Origin of the sequence: Streptomyces sp. NPDC006552 (assembly GCF_040611655.1) — a bacterium.
Classification (GTDB): domain Bacteria; phylum Actinomycetota; class Actinomycetes; order Streptomycetales; family Streptomycetaceae; genus Streptomyces.
In genome coordinates this window covers 32,688-46,805 of sequence record NZ_JBEXOS010000017.1, presented here as the reverse complement: position 1 = coordinate 46,805, position 14,118 = coordinate 32,688, and the positions used below count along the sequence as shown (strand labels likewise).

Annotated in this window: 14 protein-coding genes and 1 pseudogene; 7 read left to right on the top strand and 8 right to left on the bottom strand. The window is 68.5% G+C overall.

The annotated features are described in order from the left end of the window. Positions 1–19: 19 nt before the first annotated feature. Both ABZY33_RS13290 and ABZY33_RS13285 read right to left on the bottom strand, forming a co-directional pair. Positions 20–286 carry a hypothetical protein gene (locus ABZY33_RS13290; protein ID WP_356491647.1) on the bottom strand — a complete coding sequence of 89 codons (267 nt, stop codon included), beginning with the start codon at positions 284–286 and terminating at the stop codon, positions 20–22. A 30-nt stretch (positions 287–316) separates the two neighbouring features. Then, positions 317–1,669 (bottom strand): MFS transporter, encoded by a 1,353-nt coding sequence (locus tag ABZY33_RS13285; RefSeq protein WP_356491646.1) that lies wholly within the window; start codon positions 1,667–1,669, stop codon positions 317–319. A 135-nt stretch (positions 1,670–1,804) separates the two neighbouring features. Here ABZY33_RS13285 and ABZY33_RS13280 point away from each other — a divergent pair, with 135 nt between their 5' ends. After that, positions 1,805–2,563, top strand: a complete 759-nt coding sequence (locus tag ABZY33_RS13280; protein WP_356491645.1) for a phosphoglyceromutase — start codon at positions 1,805–1,807, stop codon at positions 2,561–2,563. A gap of 80 nt (positions 2,564–2,643) precedes the next feature. On the opposite strand, the pseudogene ABZY33_RS13275 reads toward ABZY33_RS13280, so the two are convergent. Next, positions 2,644–3,228: pseudogene (locus tag ABZY33_RS13275) on the bottom strand (tyrosine-type recombinase/integrase); the annotation flags it as partial. Positions 3,229–3,620: 392 nt separating this feature from the next. Between ABZY33_RS13275 and ABZY33_RS13270 the strand changes: the two are divergent. Further along, entirely contained in the window at positions 3,621–4,547 is a 927-nt protein-coding gene (locus ABZY33_RS13270; protein ID WP_356491644.1) for a hypothetical protein, read from the top strand. A gap of 74 nt (positions 4,548–4,621) precedes the next feature. Here ABZY33_RS13270 and ABZY33_RS13265 read toward each other — a convergent pair whose 3' ends face one another. From ABZY33_RS13265 to ABZY33_RS13255, 3 genes are all read right to left on the bottom strand, one after another. Beyond that, on the bottom strand, positions 4,622–5,401 hold the full coding sequence (locus ABZY33_RS13265; protein WP_356491643.1) for a hypothetical protein: 780 nt from the start codon (positions 5,399–5,401) through the stop codon (positions 4,622–4,624). A gap of 602 nt (positions 5,402–6,003) precedes the next feature. Continuing rightward, positions 6,004–6,522 carry an HAD domain-containing protein gene (locus ABZY33_RS13260; RefSeq protein WP_356491642.1) on the bottom strand — a complete coding sequence of 173 codons (519 nt, stop codon included), beginning with the start codon at positions 6,520–6,522 and terminating at the stop codon, positions 6,004–6,006. A 292-nt stretch (positions 6,523–6,814) separates the two neighbouring features. Beyond that, positions 6,815–7,207 carry a VOC family protein gene (locus ABZY33_RS13255; protein ID WP_356491641.1) on the bottom strand — a complete coding sequence of 131 codons (393 nt, stop codon included), beginning with the start codon at positions 7,205–7,207 and terminating at the stop codon, positions 6,815–6,817. Between the two features lie 105 nt (positions 7,208–7,312). Here ABZY33_RS13255 and ABZY33_RS13250 point away from each other — a divergent pair, with 105 nt between their 5' ends. Both ABZY33_RS13250 and ABZY33_RS13245 read left to right on the top strand, forming a co-directional pair. Then, positions 7,313–7,855, top strand: coding sequence for a GNAT family N-acetyltransferase (locus tag ABZY33_RS13250; RefSeq protein ID WP_356491640.1), 543 nt, complete (start codon positions 7,313–7,315; stop codon positions 7,853–7,855). 222 nt (positions 7,856–8,077) lie between these two features. Then, on the top strand, positions 8,078–8,980 hold the full coding sequence (locus ABZY33_RS13245; RefSeq protein WP_356491639.1) for a calcium-binding protein: 903 nt from the start codon (positions 8,078–8,080) through the stop codon (positions 8,978–8,980). 371 nt (positions 8,981–9,351) lie between these two features. On the opposite strand, the gene phoU is transcribed toward ABZY33_RS13245, so the two are convergent. Further along, a complete protein-coding gene (phoU, locus tag ABZY33_RS13240; RefSeq protein ID WP_356491638.1) occupies positions 9,352–10,044 on the bottom strand; it encodes a phosphate signaling complex protein PhoU in 693 nt (230 codons plus the stop codon). Between the two features lie 199 nt (positions 10,045–10,243). On the opposite strand from phoU, the gene ABZY33_RS13235 reads away from it, so the two are divergent. Together ABZY33_RS13235 and ABZY33_RS13230 are read left to right on the top strand one after the other, a co-directional pair. Continuing rightward, positions 10,244–11,545, top strand: coding sequence for an ATP-binding protein (locus ABZY33_RS13235; protein WP_356491637.1), 1,302 nt, complete (start codon positions 10,244–10,246; stop codon positions 11,543–11,545). Then, positions 11,542–12,222: a response regulator transcription factor gene (locus ABZY33_RS13230; RefSeq protein WP_356491636.1), complete on the top strand. Its 681-nt coding sequence runs from the start codon at positions 11,542–11,544 to the stop codon at positions 12,220–12,222. Before ABZY33_RS13235 ends, ABZY33_RS13230 begins: the two co-directional genes overlap by 4 nt. Before the next feature lie 83 nt (positions 12,223–12,305). On the opposite strand, the gene ABZY33_RS13225 is transcribed toward ABZY33_RS13230, so the two are convergent. Then, positions 12,306–12,965, bottom strand: coding sequence for a DUF461 domain-containing protein (locus ABZY33_RS13225; RefSeq protein ID WP_356491635.1), 660 nt, complete (start codon positions 12,963–12,965; stop codon positions 12,306–12,308). 636 nt (positions 12,966–13,601) lie between these two features. Here ABZY33_RS13225 and ABZY33_RS13220 point away from each other — a divergent pair. After that, positions 13,602–14,084, top strand: a complete 483-nt coding sequence (locus ABZY33_RS13220) for a CarD family transcriptional regulator (RefSeq protein WP_003953493.1) — start codon at positions 13,602–13,604, stop codon at positions 14,082–14,084. Positions 14,085–14,118: the final 34 nt, after the last annotated feature.

Here is a 14,118-nt window from a genome sequence, read left to right as displayed (position 1 = left end):
CTGCGCCTGCGGCGACGGCTCAAGCCGGGCCCCGCCTCTCGGCCTCGTCCCGGGCGAGCCGCACGAGGATCGCGTCGGCCGCGGGATCGGGGACGGCCTCCAGCATCCAGTGCCGCATGACGGCGTGGATCTCACCGATCCCCGCCGCGTTGATGGCCTGGTCGAACTCCGTGCGGCGCCGCAGCGGGAGCGCCGCACGGATGGCGGGAATGCTGTTGGGCACGGAGACCTCGACGCCGTCCACCAGGGTTCTGGGCGGCTCGTCGGTCCGGGAGACGTCGGCCATGTACGGTCCCGTACCCATCGGGGTGCGCGGTCAAGCGGTGACGTTGCGGGGGCGGGTGTTCCGCGTCTCGGCGCCCTGCGTGTCGGCGTCCTGCGTACGGGCGTCCTGCGTACGGGCGTTCTGCGACTGAGCGGGGTCCGTCGAGGTGGCGGCGGCCACCGGCGCGGCCGGGTCCCGGTCCGGCAGCCCGCGCATCAGCAGCCAGTACCCGACCGCGGTCACCGTGCCGAGCGCCGCGCACCCCGCCCACAGCCATCCCGCGCCCGCGGAGTCGAGCACCCAGCCACCGGCCAGCGGCGCGACCAGCGCGGCGGCGGACCACGACAACGTATAGACGCCCTGGTAGCGGCCGCGGCCCTCGGCAGGGGCGAGGCGGGCGACGAGACCGGACTGGGTGGGAGCGTTGACCATCTCGCCGAGCGTCCACACCGCCACGGTCAACGCGTACGCGCCGACGGAACCGGCGAACGCGGTGAGCGCGAAACCGTAGCCGATCACGAGCGAGGAGAACGCCAACAGGCGGCCGGGATCCCGGCGTTCGATGAACCGGGTCAGCGGGATCTGCAGGACGACGATGATGAGGCCGTTGACGGCGGCGACGAGCCCCACGTCCGCACTGGAAAGCCCCTCCTGCCCCATGACGATCGGCAGCCCCACCGAGCTCTGCGTGAAGACGACGGCGACGAGGAAGGAGAGCCCGACCATGACCATGAACCGCCGGTCGCGCCAGACGGTCCCCATGGTGACGGGCCGCGGCAGGGCGGCGCCGGCGACGGGGGCGGTCCGCTCCGGCCGCGACTCCTTCACCTTCACGAAGACGACGCAGGCGCAGGCGAGCGTCATCCCGGCCTCGACGAGGAAGCCGAGCGTGTAGCTCTGGGCGACCAGGAACCCGGCGTACACGGACGAGACGGCGAACCCCAGATTGATCGCCCAGTAGTTCAGGGAGAACGCCCGCACCCGGTCCTCAGGGCGCACGATGTCGGCCATCATCGCCTGGATCGCGGGGCGCGAGGCGTTCGAGGCGAGGCCGAGCGCGAAGCCGGTCGCGGCGATGGGGACGGGGTCGCGCACGAAGGCGAGGACGGCGACGGTCGCGGCCGTGGCGAGCTGCGCGCCGAGCAGCGTGGGCCGGCGCCCGAGCCGGTCGGCGAGGATCCCGCCGAGCACCGAGGCGATGACGCCGCCGAGCCCGATGAGCGAGGCGACGAGACCGGCGTACGCCGCCGAGAAGCCGCGCTGGGCGGTGAGGTACAGGGCGAGGAAGGTGAGGACGAAGCCGCCGAGCCGGTTCACCAGGGTGCTGGTCCACAGCCACCAGAACTCGCGGGGGAGCCCGGCGACGGACTCCCTGGCGGCACGTCTGAGCGCGGTGACTGACATGAGTGCGTCCCCCGGGGGTGATGTAAGCGGTGCGGCAGGTTTCCGTAACTTACGGTCCGGGTACGTGCGCGAGCCAATGGATTGACGGCGACCGTCAATCGGCACGGGCCGACCGGGCCGATTAGTCTGGGGCCCATGGCCGACGCACCGTACAAGCTGATCCTCCTCCGCCACGGCGAGAGCGAATGGAACGCGAAGAACCTGTTCACCGGCTGGGTGGACGTCAACCTCAACGAGAAGGGCGAGAAGGAGGCGATCCGCGGCGGTGAGCTGCTGAAGGACGCCGGCCTGCTCCCGGACGTGGTCCACACCTCGCTCCAGAAGCGCGCGATCCGCACCGCGCAGCTCGCACTGGAGTCCGCCGACCGGCTCTGGATCCCGGTCCACCGCTCGTGGCGCCTGAACGAGCGCCACTACGGCGCCCTCCAGGGCAAGGACAAGGCCCAGACCCTCGCGGAGTTCGGCGAGGAGCAGTTCATGCTCTGGCGCCGCTCCTACGACACCCCGCCGCCGCCGCTCGACCGCGACGCCGAGTACTCCCAGTTCGCGGACCCGCGCTACGCGACCCTCCCGCCGGAGCTGCGCCCGCAGACGGAGTGCCTCAAGGACGTCGTCGTGCGCATGCTCCCGTACTGGTTCGACGGCATCGTCCCCGACCTCCTGACGGGCCGGACGGTCCTGGTCGCGGCGCACGGCAACAGCCTGCGCGCCCTGGTCAAGCACCTCGACGGCATCTCCGACGCCGACATCGCGGGCCTGAACATCCCGACGGGCATCCCGCTCTCCTACGAACTCGACGCGGACTTCAAGCCGCTGAAGCCGGGCGGCACGTACCTCGACCCGGACGCGGCGGCGGCGGCGATCGAGGCGGTCAAGAACCAGGGCAAGAAGTAACTAGGCCCGAGTAAGCCCCCTACCTGCGGTTTTTTCGCGGGTAGGGGGCTCGTTGTTGGGCCTGGGCCGTCTCTGGGCCGTCAGGTGCGAGGTGGCTCGGGCCGTGCCGTGTTCAAAACGGCTGCCACGGCCTTGCGGGTGCGTTCCTGGCTGGACGGCATCAGGTGCGCGTACACACGAAGCGTCAGCCCCGGGTCCGAGTGACCCAGGTACTCGGCGAGGGCCTTGATGTTCTCTCCGGCGTCCAGGAGTACCGAGGCGTAGAAGTGCCGGAGTGCGTGCATGCCGTTTTCGCGGGACTCGGCGTACGGCTGTCCGCGCTCAGGAACCGGGATCACCCCGGCGCCGGCCAGCGCCCGTTTCCAAGCCTCCTCGTTCAGCGAAGTGCGCCAGACGTGACCGCCCCGGGGCCCGGTGAAGATCAGCCGCTTGGTTACGGGCGGCCCGTCCGCGACCTTCCACGGCAAGGTGATCTCGACCGGCGGGAACCGCTTCATGTGGGCGCGGAGCGCGTCAGCGACCGGACCGGGAAGCGGTACGTCCCGGAGCTTGCCGCCCTTGGGCGGAGCGAACACGGCTTTGCTGCGGCTCAGCTTGAGTTGCTGGACGACGTGGAGCGTGTCCGTCTCGAAGTCGATCGCGTCGACGGCGACGCCGAGGATCTCGGGGGGCTCCCATCCCGTCCACCGTCGACCCAGGCAGAGCCGAGCAGACGCGGCCCATGGCGTCCAGGTCGTTCGTCCAGTTGGGCGCTCCACCTGGACGCCATGAACCACGCCCGCTCCACAGACGTGTGGGTCGACGGCGGACGGGATGGGAGCTGGGGAGAGTGGCGGTTAAGGCCGAAGACTGATCAACAGCTCACGGACTATCCAGCGCGCAGGTCAATGAGATGATCTTGAGCGCTTCCTCTGCAACTGATGCGACTCACGTGACTTCAGAAGGTTCGTGTTTACGGCAGGGCCGGGACGGAGATAACAGCGCAAACAGGGGATCTTGGGGTGAGTCGGGTCGCTCGACTTCCGCGAGGCAGCGCTCCACAGGAGGAAAAGTGCGAGTGACAGGACACTTCAGCATTGCCGCTCCGGTCGACTTCGTCGACGTGCATGTGGATCGGGACAACAGGCTGTACGTAGACCCCTCAGCAATTCGCTTCTGGGCGAAAAACAGAGACGCTTGGGCAAGCGAGGCATACGCCTCGATCTGCGAATTCTTTGACAGATTCCTGGAGCGCATGCTGTCTTCTTCTACCGCCCAGAACCAAAGCGCGAGAGAAATGCTATGGCAGTTCCACGAACCCCGAGAGACGCGGCTAGGGATGTCTGCGGAGGGGTTCGACGGTTCCGGCGCAGGCGAGGAAATCGGAGATGCCATTTGGACATCACTCAAGGATAATCCCTTGTGCACCCTAAGGGTGCCGATCCTAAAGCGACTCGAAGATATTCCGCTATTCGTTCCCGAGATCGCGAATGACCGCGTTTCAGATCTGACAACTCGGCTAATCTTCCGAGACCTCGCGAAGTTCACGAACGATCAAATGGAGAAGCATCCATCCCTTAAAGCGTCGGCAGGCGAGGCTGAGTTCCAGGTATGGGAGGCGACGTCCGGATCTTGGGGGAAAGAAGAAATCACCCTTCCGCACGTCAAAATCCCTGGAGACGAGAAAAGAAGGCCCCTCCTACTCGTACCAAAGATAGCCGTGCACCGGAACCTGCGCATGAGCCATGGGAAGTACTGGGAGGGTGAGATCCTTGGATCAATTCAAGATGACTTGACCGCATACATCAACGGTAAACCAGTAGCCCCGACCAAAAAAGATCTTAAGAGGCGTGACGCATACCGGCACAAGAGGCCGCTTAACGTTGAACGAACTCACGAAATTTGGACTCGCGACAATTTTAATCTACTCGAGGCGTATCGCGAAAGAGTCGACTCAACTTACGAGCCTCTCTCAGACGACGAGATCGAAGAGAGGCTAGCCTGACCCGGTCATGACGTCCGCGCGACCGGTAGATACCGAAGAGTCCGCCCTTGTGCAGGGGGTAGCCTCTTCAGCCGCTACAGGTTGGAGGGAGTTGCAGCGGCGAGTGTGTTAAACGCAGCGTTTGTGAATCGCTCGCGTGTGCGCTCGCGGGCTTCCTGGTTGTGCTTCAGTTCCTCGACGATCGCAGTTGCCTGGTCAAGGAAATTAGAAAACCCATCGGTATCCTCATATGCGCGCGAGATTGCGGCGTTGGCGAGTTCTTCAGCGCGGTCGAAACTTGCGAACATCGCTGCCGCCCCTTGGGGCACTCCAATGCTGCCATCTGCCTCCGCCGCAAGCTCTTGCATCCGCCTTGTGGCGTCGTCCATTGCCTCGATAGCGGCCGACATTGCTGGCGCCGTATCTGCCGCTATGCGATCATTGGCCGGCAAGTATTCCTCCGTGAGCTTCAGCAGCTTGGTGGCTATATCTACATCACGTCGAATGCTGTCGGCGAGCTCTTCCGCTGCCCTGGCCACCTTCGCCGGCCCTAGGATGTCGATCCGCCGAGCACGCTCTGTCATGCGGTCAGCAGCTCCTTTTAGCGGGTTGAGCCCCGACGAATCGGAATCTCCCGGCAGCCCCACAGAGTTAAGAATGCGAAGACACTCATCCCAAGCTGCTAAGAAGCTTTCGTAGGCTTGCAGCCGCTGTTGCCGAAGCCAGTGGGCTTGATCGACGTCAGCTTGATCGCGAACCTGCTGCAACGTGACTTGCGCACTGATCAAGGCTCCCTTCTTTGCGGCCCGCGCACCCACGACGGTGCCAGCCAGTCCGAACGCGGCAGCCACCAGAGCAAGAACAAGTTCCTTCATGACCAGACATCATCGCAACAACGCTCCCTCACCGCAGGCTGTTTCGCCCTACGACGCTCGCCCGTGCCGGACTCGTTCCAGATAGCGTGTGGGGAGCGATGGTGACCGGGCGACAAACTCGGTAGCAGTGCACCCCCAAGACGAGCCCTACGCACCCCTAGCTTCCCAAGTTGATGCTCCTCAGTGTGCGCCAGCGCACTCCTACTTGAGCGTTTTCGCGCCTTCCCCGTCGATGAGGGGAGGGCCACGTTGCTCAGAACAGTAGGTACTGGGAAACAGGGCCGAGGGGGAAGCACATGGCGAGGTGTGGCGCGCCGACCAAGAAGGGTGGTCGGTGTCAGCGGCAAGTGGTGACGAATACTGGTCGATGCCCCATCCACCAGGGGCCTTTGACGTCCTACGGAGTGGCGCAGCGCAAGGCGAAGGAAGCCAAGCAGAAGATGCAGAAGACCCGGCGACGCAAGAAGCGCTGAGTCTCGCTGACATCCATGGCTGACATAAACAGCAGCAGACGCAGGCGTTACTGCACGTGCCAGCACGACCGGCATGGCTAGTCAGAAGCACGGCTGAGCCGAGTGGTGATCGAACTCCTAATGCGGTGCTCACCCGGGTACGACGAGACGGAGCCAGTCGTCGAGCGCGGAGAAGTCGCCATCCGTGAGGCCCTTGGCCGGGTCGACGTGATGAAGCAATGACGGCCCGGGGTGGCTGGTATCGACCCACAGGCGGTCCATGGCGCTGATTTCGTCGTCGACCCAGATGAACGGGCGATCGTCGGCCCATTCGACGACGGCGCGGGTCTTCCAGTGCAGACCGCGTGGGCCATCGTCGGCGCGATGGGCTGGCCATCCCAGCACGGGCAGCCTCGGCAGGCCGATGCGAGGGGAGACGACCTCGTTCGCCTCCTCCATCCAGGTCGTCGCCCAAACGAGCTGACATCCCAGGGCCATGAGGCGCGGTCCGTGCCCAGGGTCAAGCCGCCTCAACAGTGGGTTTCCCTGATCGGCAGTAGCCCAGGTGCCGGCGTCAGAGTTCTCTGACTGCCCGGACGAAGACCCGAACGGGATCAGTGGACCGTCGACGTCAAGGAAGAAGAGGGGACGCTCCGGGGTGCTGGTCACGGCGGCACCATAGCTCGGTGTAGCGGGAGCGGCTTTCCCCCGCTGCTGGGCCGTCCCTGGGCCGTCCGAGGTCACTCAACACCGGCCGACAACGACCAATGACGACCAGTCAGGCGTCCGCGCCACAGGCCCCGGAGCTGCGAAAACGCAGGCCCGCAAGATCCCCGCTAAGACCCAGGGCAAGAAGAAGGAGCCCTCCCGGTCATGCCCCTGAGCTGCGCGTCCGGCGCGACTCGGGGGCATTTTCGCGGTCCGGGACCCGATCGGACCCGCGACCGCAACCACCGCGGCGCTATGCGGTCTCCTTGTGCACGGCCTCGACGTTGTTGCCGTCCGGGTCGCTGACGAACGCGCAGTAGGCCCGGTACTCGCTCCACCGGCGGGGCGCGTGCCGGGACGTGCCCCCGGCCGCCACCGCGGCCGCGTGGAAGGCGTCCACCGCGGCCCGGTCGGGCGCCGTGAACGCGACGTGCAGGCCCGTGGTGACGGCCGCCTCGTCCTCCGCCCGTTCCAGGGACAGCGACGGTGTGTCCTGCTGCGGACTCCAGTATTCGGCGACTCCCACGGCCCGGTGACCGATACCGATCCCGAGCGCGCCGAGCGCCGCGGTGTAGAACCGTTCGCTTGCCTCGAAGTCCGAGGTGAACACCCCGAGATGATGGACGAAAGACGTCGTTGTCTCCATGCCGGCCGAGCCTACGGAAGCGATGGGGCGGCGGGACGGACCCGCGCGGGCCCGTGACGGCGAGCCGTTGTTCTGCCTTCTCCCGAACCGGCCAGGAGGCCCCGCATGTCCAGCCCCCCGCCGCCCTTCCCCGCCCGGATCGAACTCGCCGGGGAAGGGCTCGTTCTGCGGGACTGGGTGGAGGGTGACCTCGGGGCGATGCCGGCGCTGTTCGATCACCCGGACATCGCGTACTGGACACCGATGGTCTCCCCGTTCGACGGCGCCGCCGCCCGCGCCCGGCTCGAGCGGGAGCGGCGGTTGCGGGCCGAGGGGACGACGATCCTGCTCGCCGTCACCGCCGACGGAGGCGCGCCCCTCGGTGAGGTGATGCTGCGGCGGGCCCCCGAGGGGACCGAGATCGGGTACGCCATCGGTCCGGCGCACCGCGGGCAGGGGCTCGCGGCGCGGGCGGTGCGGGTGATGGCCGCGTACGCCTTCGAGGAGCTGGGTGTGGCGCGGGTGATCCTGGAACTGGAGGCCGAGAACGCCGCCAGCGTCGCCGTGGCCACCAAGGCGGGCTTCAGGCTGCTCGACGTACCGCTGATCACGGGTGAGGAGAAGGGGCGCCCCTTCGCCCTCCAGACCTGGGGGCTCGACCGGCCCTGAGCGACGCCGTCGCCCGGCCGCGCCCGCGATGTGAACTTCCGCCGAAGCATGGCCGTCCCGTAGCTGTACGGGCGCCGTCCGGCGGGTCGTTCGCCCAGGTCAGAGGGGGTGGAGCAGGGCTTCGGCGTGGCTATGTGTGCGGTGCAACCAAAGGCCGTTCCGCGGAGTCACCTGGGTCGAATCACGCATCACGACTCACAGGTTTCCCACGGAGGTTCACCCATGCACTCACCCCACCCCGGCCGCCGCGCGTTCACCGGCATCGCCGCAGCCGCCCTCACGCTCACCGCCCCACTCGTCCTGGCGGGCACCGCCACCGCCGCCGCCCCGGCCGCCACCGCCGCGCTCGACGCGAGCGGTCATTTCGCCGTCTACACCGCCGCTCCCGGCCAGGTGAACAACGCCGTCGTCACCGCCTCGAAGGCCGCCGGCTCGGCCGACATCCGCTACGTCATCGACGACGTCGTCGCCATCGACGCCGGGGACGGCTGCGCGTACCCCGACACCGCGGACCGCACCGTGGTCAGCTGCACCGTCACCACTCTGGAGAGCCAGGACCCGTACGCCACACTGCAGTTGGGCCTCGGGGATCAGGACGACACCGTCCGGTACGCCAACGCCACCGGCCAGACCTACAACTTCGCCGCGATCGACCTCGGCGCCGGGGCCGACGCGCTGACCGACACCGGGGATGTGGACGGCAACTCCGTGCGCGGCGGCGCCGGCGACGACACCATCGAGGTCGGCGCCGCCGCCGTGGTCCTCGGTGACGACGGCGCCGACACCGTGCGCGCCACCGGCGGCGGGGCCGTCGTGCAGGGCGGTATCGGTGACGACACGATCGACGCCGACGGCGACTCCAGCTCCGTGTCGGGCGGGGCGGGCGACGACGTGATCCGCGGCGGCGCCTACGACCAGAACCTCTCCGGCGACGACGGCGACGACGAGATCCACGGCGGCTCCGGCAACGACTGGCTCTACGGCGGCAAGGGCAACGACCGCCTCTACGGGGAGAGCGGCGACGACACCCTGTACGGCAACAGCGGCAACGACGTGCTGTACGGCGGCCCCGGCACGGACACCCTCTCCGGCGGCCCGGGCACGAACATCGTCCACCAGAACTGAGGCCGCCCGGACCTGGTCACCCCGGGTCCGCACGCCTTTGCGCCCGTATGCGCCGTTGATGCGCCCGCCCCGCGCCGCATCCAATGAGAGCGGTACTCCACCGGGGAGACCACCGAGGAGGTAACCCATGGCTGCCGAGTCCCCCAGGCCCGCCCCCGACCGGGCCCCCGAAGCGTCCGCCCGCGCCCATCGCCCCGTACCGCAGCCGGTGCTGCTCGGCGCGTGCGGCTGCGGGTCGGGCTGTGGTTGCGGCTGCCAGTCGGGCGCGCCGTGCCAGTGCGGTGGCTGCACCGGCTGATCGCTGAGCCGCGCGCGGACGCCGGCGGGCCCCGCACCGGCACCGGTGCGGGGCCCGCCGGACGCGGCTGAGGTCAGGCCGGTTCCGCGGCCGAGGCCGTGGACGGCGCCGCACCGCTCTGTACGTCCGCGTGCTCACCCGTCACCAGGTACACCACGCGCTTCGCGACCGAGACGGCGTGGTCCGCGAACCGCTCGTAGTAGCGGCCCAGCAGCGTCACGTCGACGGCCGTCTCGATGCCGTGCTGCCACTTCTCGTCCAGGAGGTGCTGGAAGAGCGTGCGGTGCAGCAGGTCCATCTCGTCGTCGTCCTGCTCCAGCTGCATCGCCAGATCGACGTCCTTGGTGATGATGACCTCGGCGGCCTTCGCCATCAGCCGCTGCGCGAGCTGGCCCATCTCCAGGATGGTCGCGTGCAGGTCGTGCGGCACGGCCCGCTCCGGGAAGCGCAGCCGCGCCAGCTTGGCGACGTGCTGGGCCAGGTCACCGCTGCGCTCCAGGTCCGCGCTCATCCGCAGCGACGTGACCACGATCCGCAGATCCGTCGCCACCGGCTGCTGCCGGGCGAGCAGCGCGATGGCCCGCGCCTCCAGGTCGTGCTGGAGGTCGTCGACCTTCTGATCGGCGGCGATCACGGTCTCGGCGAGCTTCAGGTCGGCGTCGAGCATGGCCGTGGTGGCGCGCCCGATCGCCGACCCGACAAGGCGGGCCATCTCGACCAGGCCCTCGCCGATCGAGTCAAGTTCCTCGTGGTACGCGTCACGCATACGAACGTTCCCTCTCTGTACGTGAGGCTCTTCGTGGGGCCGGGTCAGCCTCACGGTCCCACGTTCGGCCCCGTACGCGTCCGGATCCGGCACCTCAAGTGAACCGGCCCCGTATCCAAGGTGAACTCTGGGCGACGAGTGTTCGAGCTACCACTCGGACGGCTGTGGAGGACCGGCCCGGGCCGCATAACCTGAAGACATGGACGTGAACGCGGCGGTCGCCGCAGCGGCAGCGATCGCCGGAGTGTGCACCGGTGTCATCGCCATGCTGGCGTTTCGCTGGAGCGAACGCGACCAGAAACGCCCCACCCGCACCTCCCTGCACACGGACCCGGTCCTGCCGCCCGGCGTCGACACCGTGCTGTCGGTCCTGCGCTCCTCCGCCGTCGTCCTCGACGAGGCGGACAGCGTGGTCAAGGCCAGCTCGGCGGCGTACGCCCTTGGCCTCGTGCGCGGCGGGAAGCTCGCCGTCGAACCGATGCTGCAGATGGCCCGTGACACCCGGCGTGACGGCGAGATACGCCAGGTCGAGCTGGACCTGCCGCGGCGCGGCACCGGCCGGGGCGACGCCCTCGCCGTCTCCGCCCGCGTGGCCCCGCTCGGCTCCCGCCTGGTCCTGCTCCTCGTCGAGGACCTGACCGAGGCCCGCCGCATCGAGGCCGTACGCCGCGACTTCGTCGCCAATGTGAGCCATGAACTGAAGACACCGGTGGGCGCGCTGTCCCTGCTGTCGGAGGCCGTCATGGACGCCTCCGACGATCCCGAGGCCGTCGAGCGGTTCGCCGGCCGCATGCAGATCGAGGCGACCCGGCTGACCAACCTCGTCCAGGAACTCATCGACCTCTCCCGGGTGCAGAACGACGACCCGCTGGAGGACGCCGAGCCGGTCCGCGTCGACGAACTCGTCGCCGAGGCCATCGACCGCTGCCGCCAGCCCGCCGCCAGCAAGCAGATCACCATGGCCGCGGGCGGCACCGCCGACCTGCGGATCTGGGGCAACCGCGGCCAGCTCGCCGCCGCCCTTGGCAACCTCGTGGAGAACGCGGTCAACTACTCGCCCGCCCGCACCCGCGTCGGCATCGCCGCCCGCCGGGTGGCCGCACCGGGCGGGGACCTCATCGAAGTGGCCGTCACCGACCAGGGCATCGGCATCTCCGACAAGGACAAGGAGCGCGTCTTCGAGCGCTTCTACCGCGTCGACCCGGCCCGCTCCCGGGCCACCGGCGGCACCGGCCTCGGCCTCGCCATCGTCAAGCACGTGGCCGCCTCGCACGGCGGGGAGGTCACCGTGTGGAGCTCCGAGGGACAGGGCTCCACCTTCACGCTGCGGCTGCCCGAGGCGGTCGCGGCCCGCGTCCCCGAGAAGACCCCGCGGACCCCGCGGACCCAGACCCCCTATGCCTCAGGCCCCGGAGACGTACGCGACGAAGACGACGCACACGGGCCCGACCGCTCCACCGCATACGAATCCATTCCTGCCGCCCCGGAGGTCCTTCCGTGACCCGAGTGCTTGTCGTAGAGGACGAGGAGTCCTTCTCCGACGCCCTGTCCTACATGCTCCGCAAGGAGGGCTTCGAGGTCGCCATCGCGGCAACCGGGCCCGACGGCCTGGACGAGTTCGAGCGCAACGGCGCCGACCTGGTCCTGCTCGACCTGATGCTGCCGGGGCTGCCCGGCACCGAGGTCTGCCGTCAGCTGCGCGGCCGTTCGAACGTCCCGGTCATCATGGTGACCGCCAAGGACAGTGAGATCGACAAGGTCGTCGGTCTGGAGATAGGGGCCGACGACTACGTCACCAAGCCCTTCTCCTCCCGCGAGCTGGTGGCCCGCATCCGGGCCGTCCTGCGCCGCCGCGGCGAGCCCGAGGAGGTCGCCCCGCAGGCCCTGGAGGCGGGTCCGGTCCGCATGGACGTGGACCGGCACGTCGTCACGGTCTCCGGTGCCAAGGTCGACCTGCCGCTCAAGGAGTTCGACCTCCTGGAGATGCTGCTGCGCAACGCGGGCCGCGTGCTGACCCGTATGCAGCTCATCGACCGGGTCTGGGGCGCGGACTACGTCGGCGACACCAAGACCCTGGACGTGCACGTCAAGCGGCTGCGCGCCAAGATCGAGCCGGACCCGGGCGCGCCGCGCTACCTGGTGACGGTGCGCGGCCTGGGCTACAAGTTCGAGCCGTAGACCGCGCCCGGCACCCACGCCTGAGGGCGGACCCCGTGGACTCGGGGTCCGCCCTCAGGCGTTGCGCGGCGGGTACGGCGGGCTCAGTGGCCCGCGGCCTCGTCCGACGCGGAGGAGGACGCCGAGGTCGACGCGGAGGCGGAGTCCGACGGGGACGCCGAGTCCGAGGGCGACGCCGACGCGTCGGCCGACGTGGACGGCGAGGCGCTCGCGTCCGGCGTCGCCGGGACCTCGCTCGGCCCCCACTTCTTGAAGTAGCTCTCGGCGGGCACCACGAACGCCTTCAGCTTCACGTCGCCGGTCTTGCTGAACGAGAAGGTGACCGGCTGGGCGTTCCCGTCCAGGACGGCGGTGCGGTCGTTGGGGAGCTCGGCGATGGCGTTGCCCTCGCCGCCCAGGGTGATCGACTGGCCGGCCGGGACCGTGATCTTCGAGCCGCCCTTGGCGGCGGTCAGCTTCGCGCCCTTGCCGACGCCGTCGACCGTGACGGAGTCGAGGCTCTGGTCGGTCGAGCCGTTGTTGAACACCGTCGCGGTGACCACGGCCGGGCCCTTGGAGGCGCGGTCCGGCTGCGTGATGACGGTGGCATTCTGGATCTTGATGTCGCCGACCGTGGCGGCGGCGTTGTCCGGCTTGACCTCGAGGGTCTGGGCGTTGTTGCCGGCACCGCACGCGGCGAGCGAGGCGATCGAGAACGCGATGGCGGCGGCGGCGAGGGCGCCGCGTCGAAGGCTGCTGCTCACGGCGGCGGCATCTCCTTGAACGTGGGCGGAGCGGACGGCGTACGGCACAGGGTGCCGAGGGGTTGTAAAGCCGCCCTAAGGGACTGTCAGCGGCCTTAGGCTACCGAGCCGTTCCCACGTCATCGCACCCGACCCGCCCCAAGGGTCACTCCGGCTCGCGGCCGGCGTCTCCCGCGCCCCCGGTGCCCGCCTGCCCCACGCGCCCCACCGTCACCAATGGCCCCCCGTTCACCATTCACATAACCGTGGTCCACCGGGGTGTGGGGATTTCCGGTAAGGAATGCATGGCGGTCCGGAAAAACGATCATCCGGCGCCGGGAATCGCGATGATCAATTCGGGATTCGAGCCGAACGGGCGGTGGTGCTCCCGAACGGAGTAGCGGAAGTTCAGCGCTTCGAACCACGCAAACCGGGACGTTCCGCCCCTCGAGGGTCTCTTCCGGCGGCTGTGACGCAGGCGATTCGGGGCCGCCGGAGAGCCGCTCCGACCTGCGGATACCGTGCTCCGCCCGCCCCGCGCAGCACGTTCCTGTTGTTGTTGTCAAGCCCCGAGATATGCCCTGACCTGCGAAAACGCCATTCAGAACCCGCCGTTTCCGTGTTACCCTGGATAGCCACGGAAGGGGTACCTGTCACATGACGTTCAAGGTTGGCGACACCGTGGTCTATCCCCATCACGGGGCCGCGCTGATCGAGGCTATCGAAACTCGCCAGATCAAAGGCGTGGACAAGACCTACTTGGTGCTGAAGGTCGCCCAGGGCGATCTGACGGTACGTGTGCCAGCGGACAATGCGGAGTTCGTCGGCGTGCGTGATGTGGTCGGTCAGGACGGGCTGGACCGGGTCTTCGAGGTACTGCGCGCGCCGTACGCCGAGGAGCCCACGAACTGGTCGCGTCGTTACAAGGCGAACCTGGAGAAGCTCGCCTCCGGTGATGTCATCAAGGTCGCGGAAGTCGTGCGTGACCTGTGGCGCCGGGAGCGGGAGCGCGGGCTGTCCGCGGGTGAGAAGCGCATGCTCGCCAAGGCTCGCCAGATCCTGGTGAGCGAGCTCGCTCTCGCGGAGAACACGAACGAGGACAAGGCCGAGGCCCTGCTCGACGAGGTTCTCGCGTCCTGATACGCGCTGTTGCCGCGTAGGAACAATGCCGTGG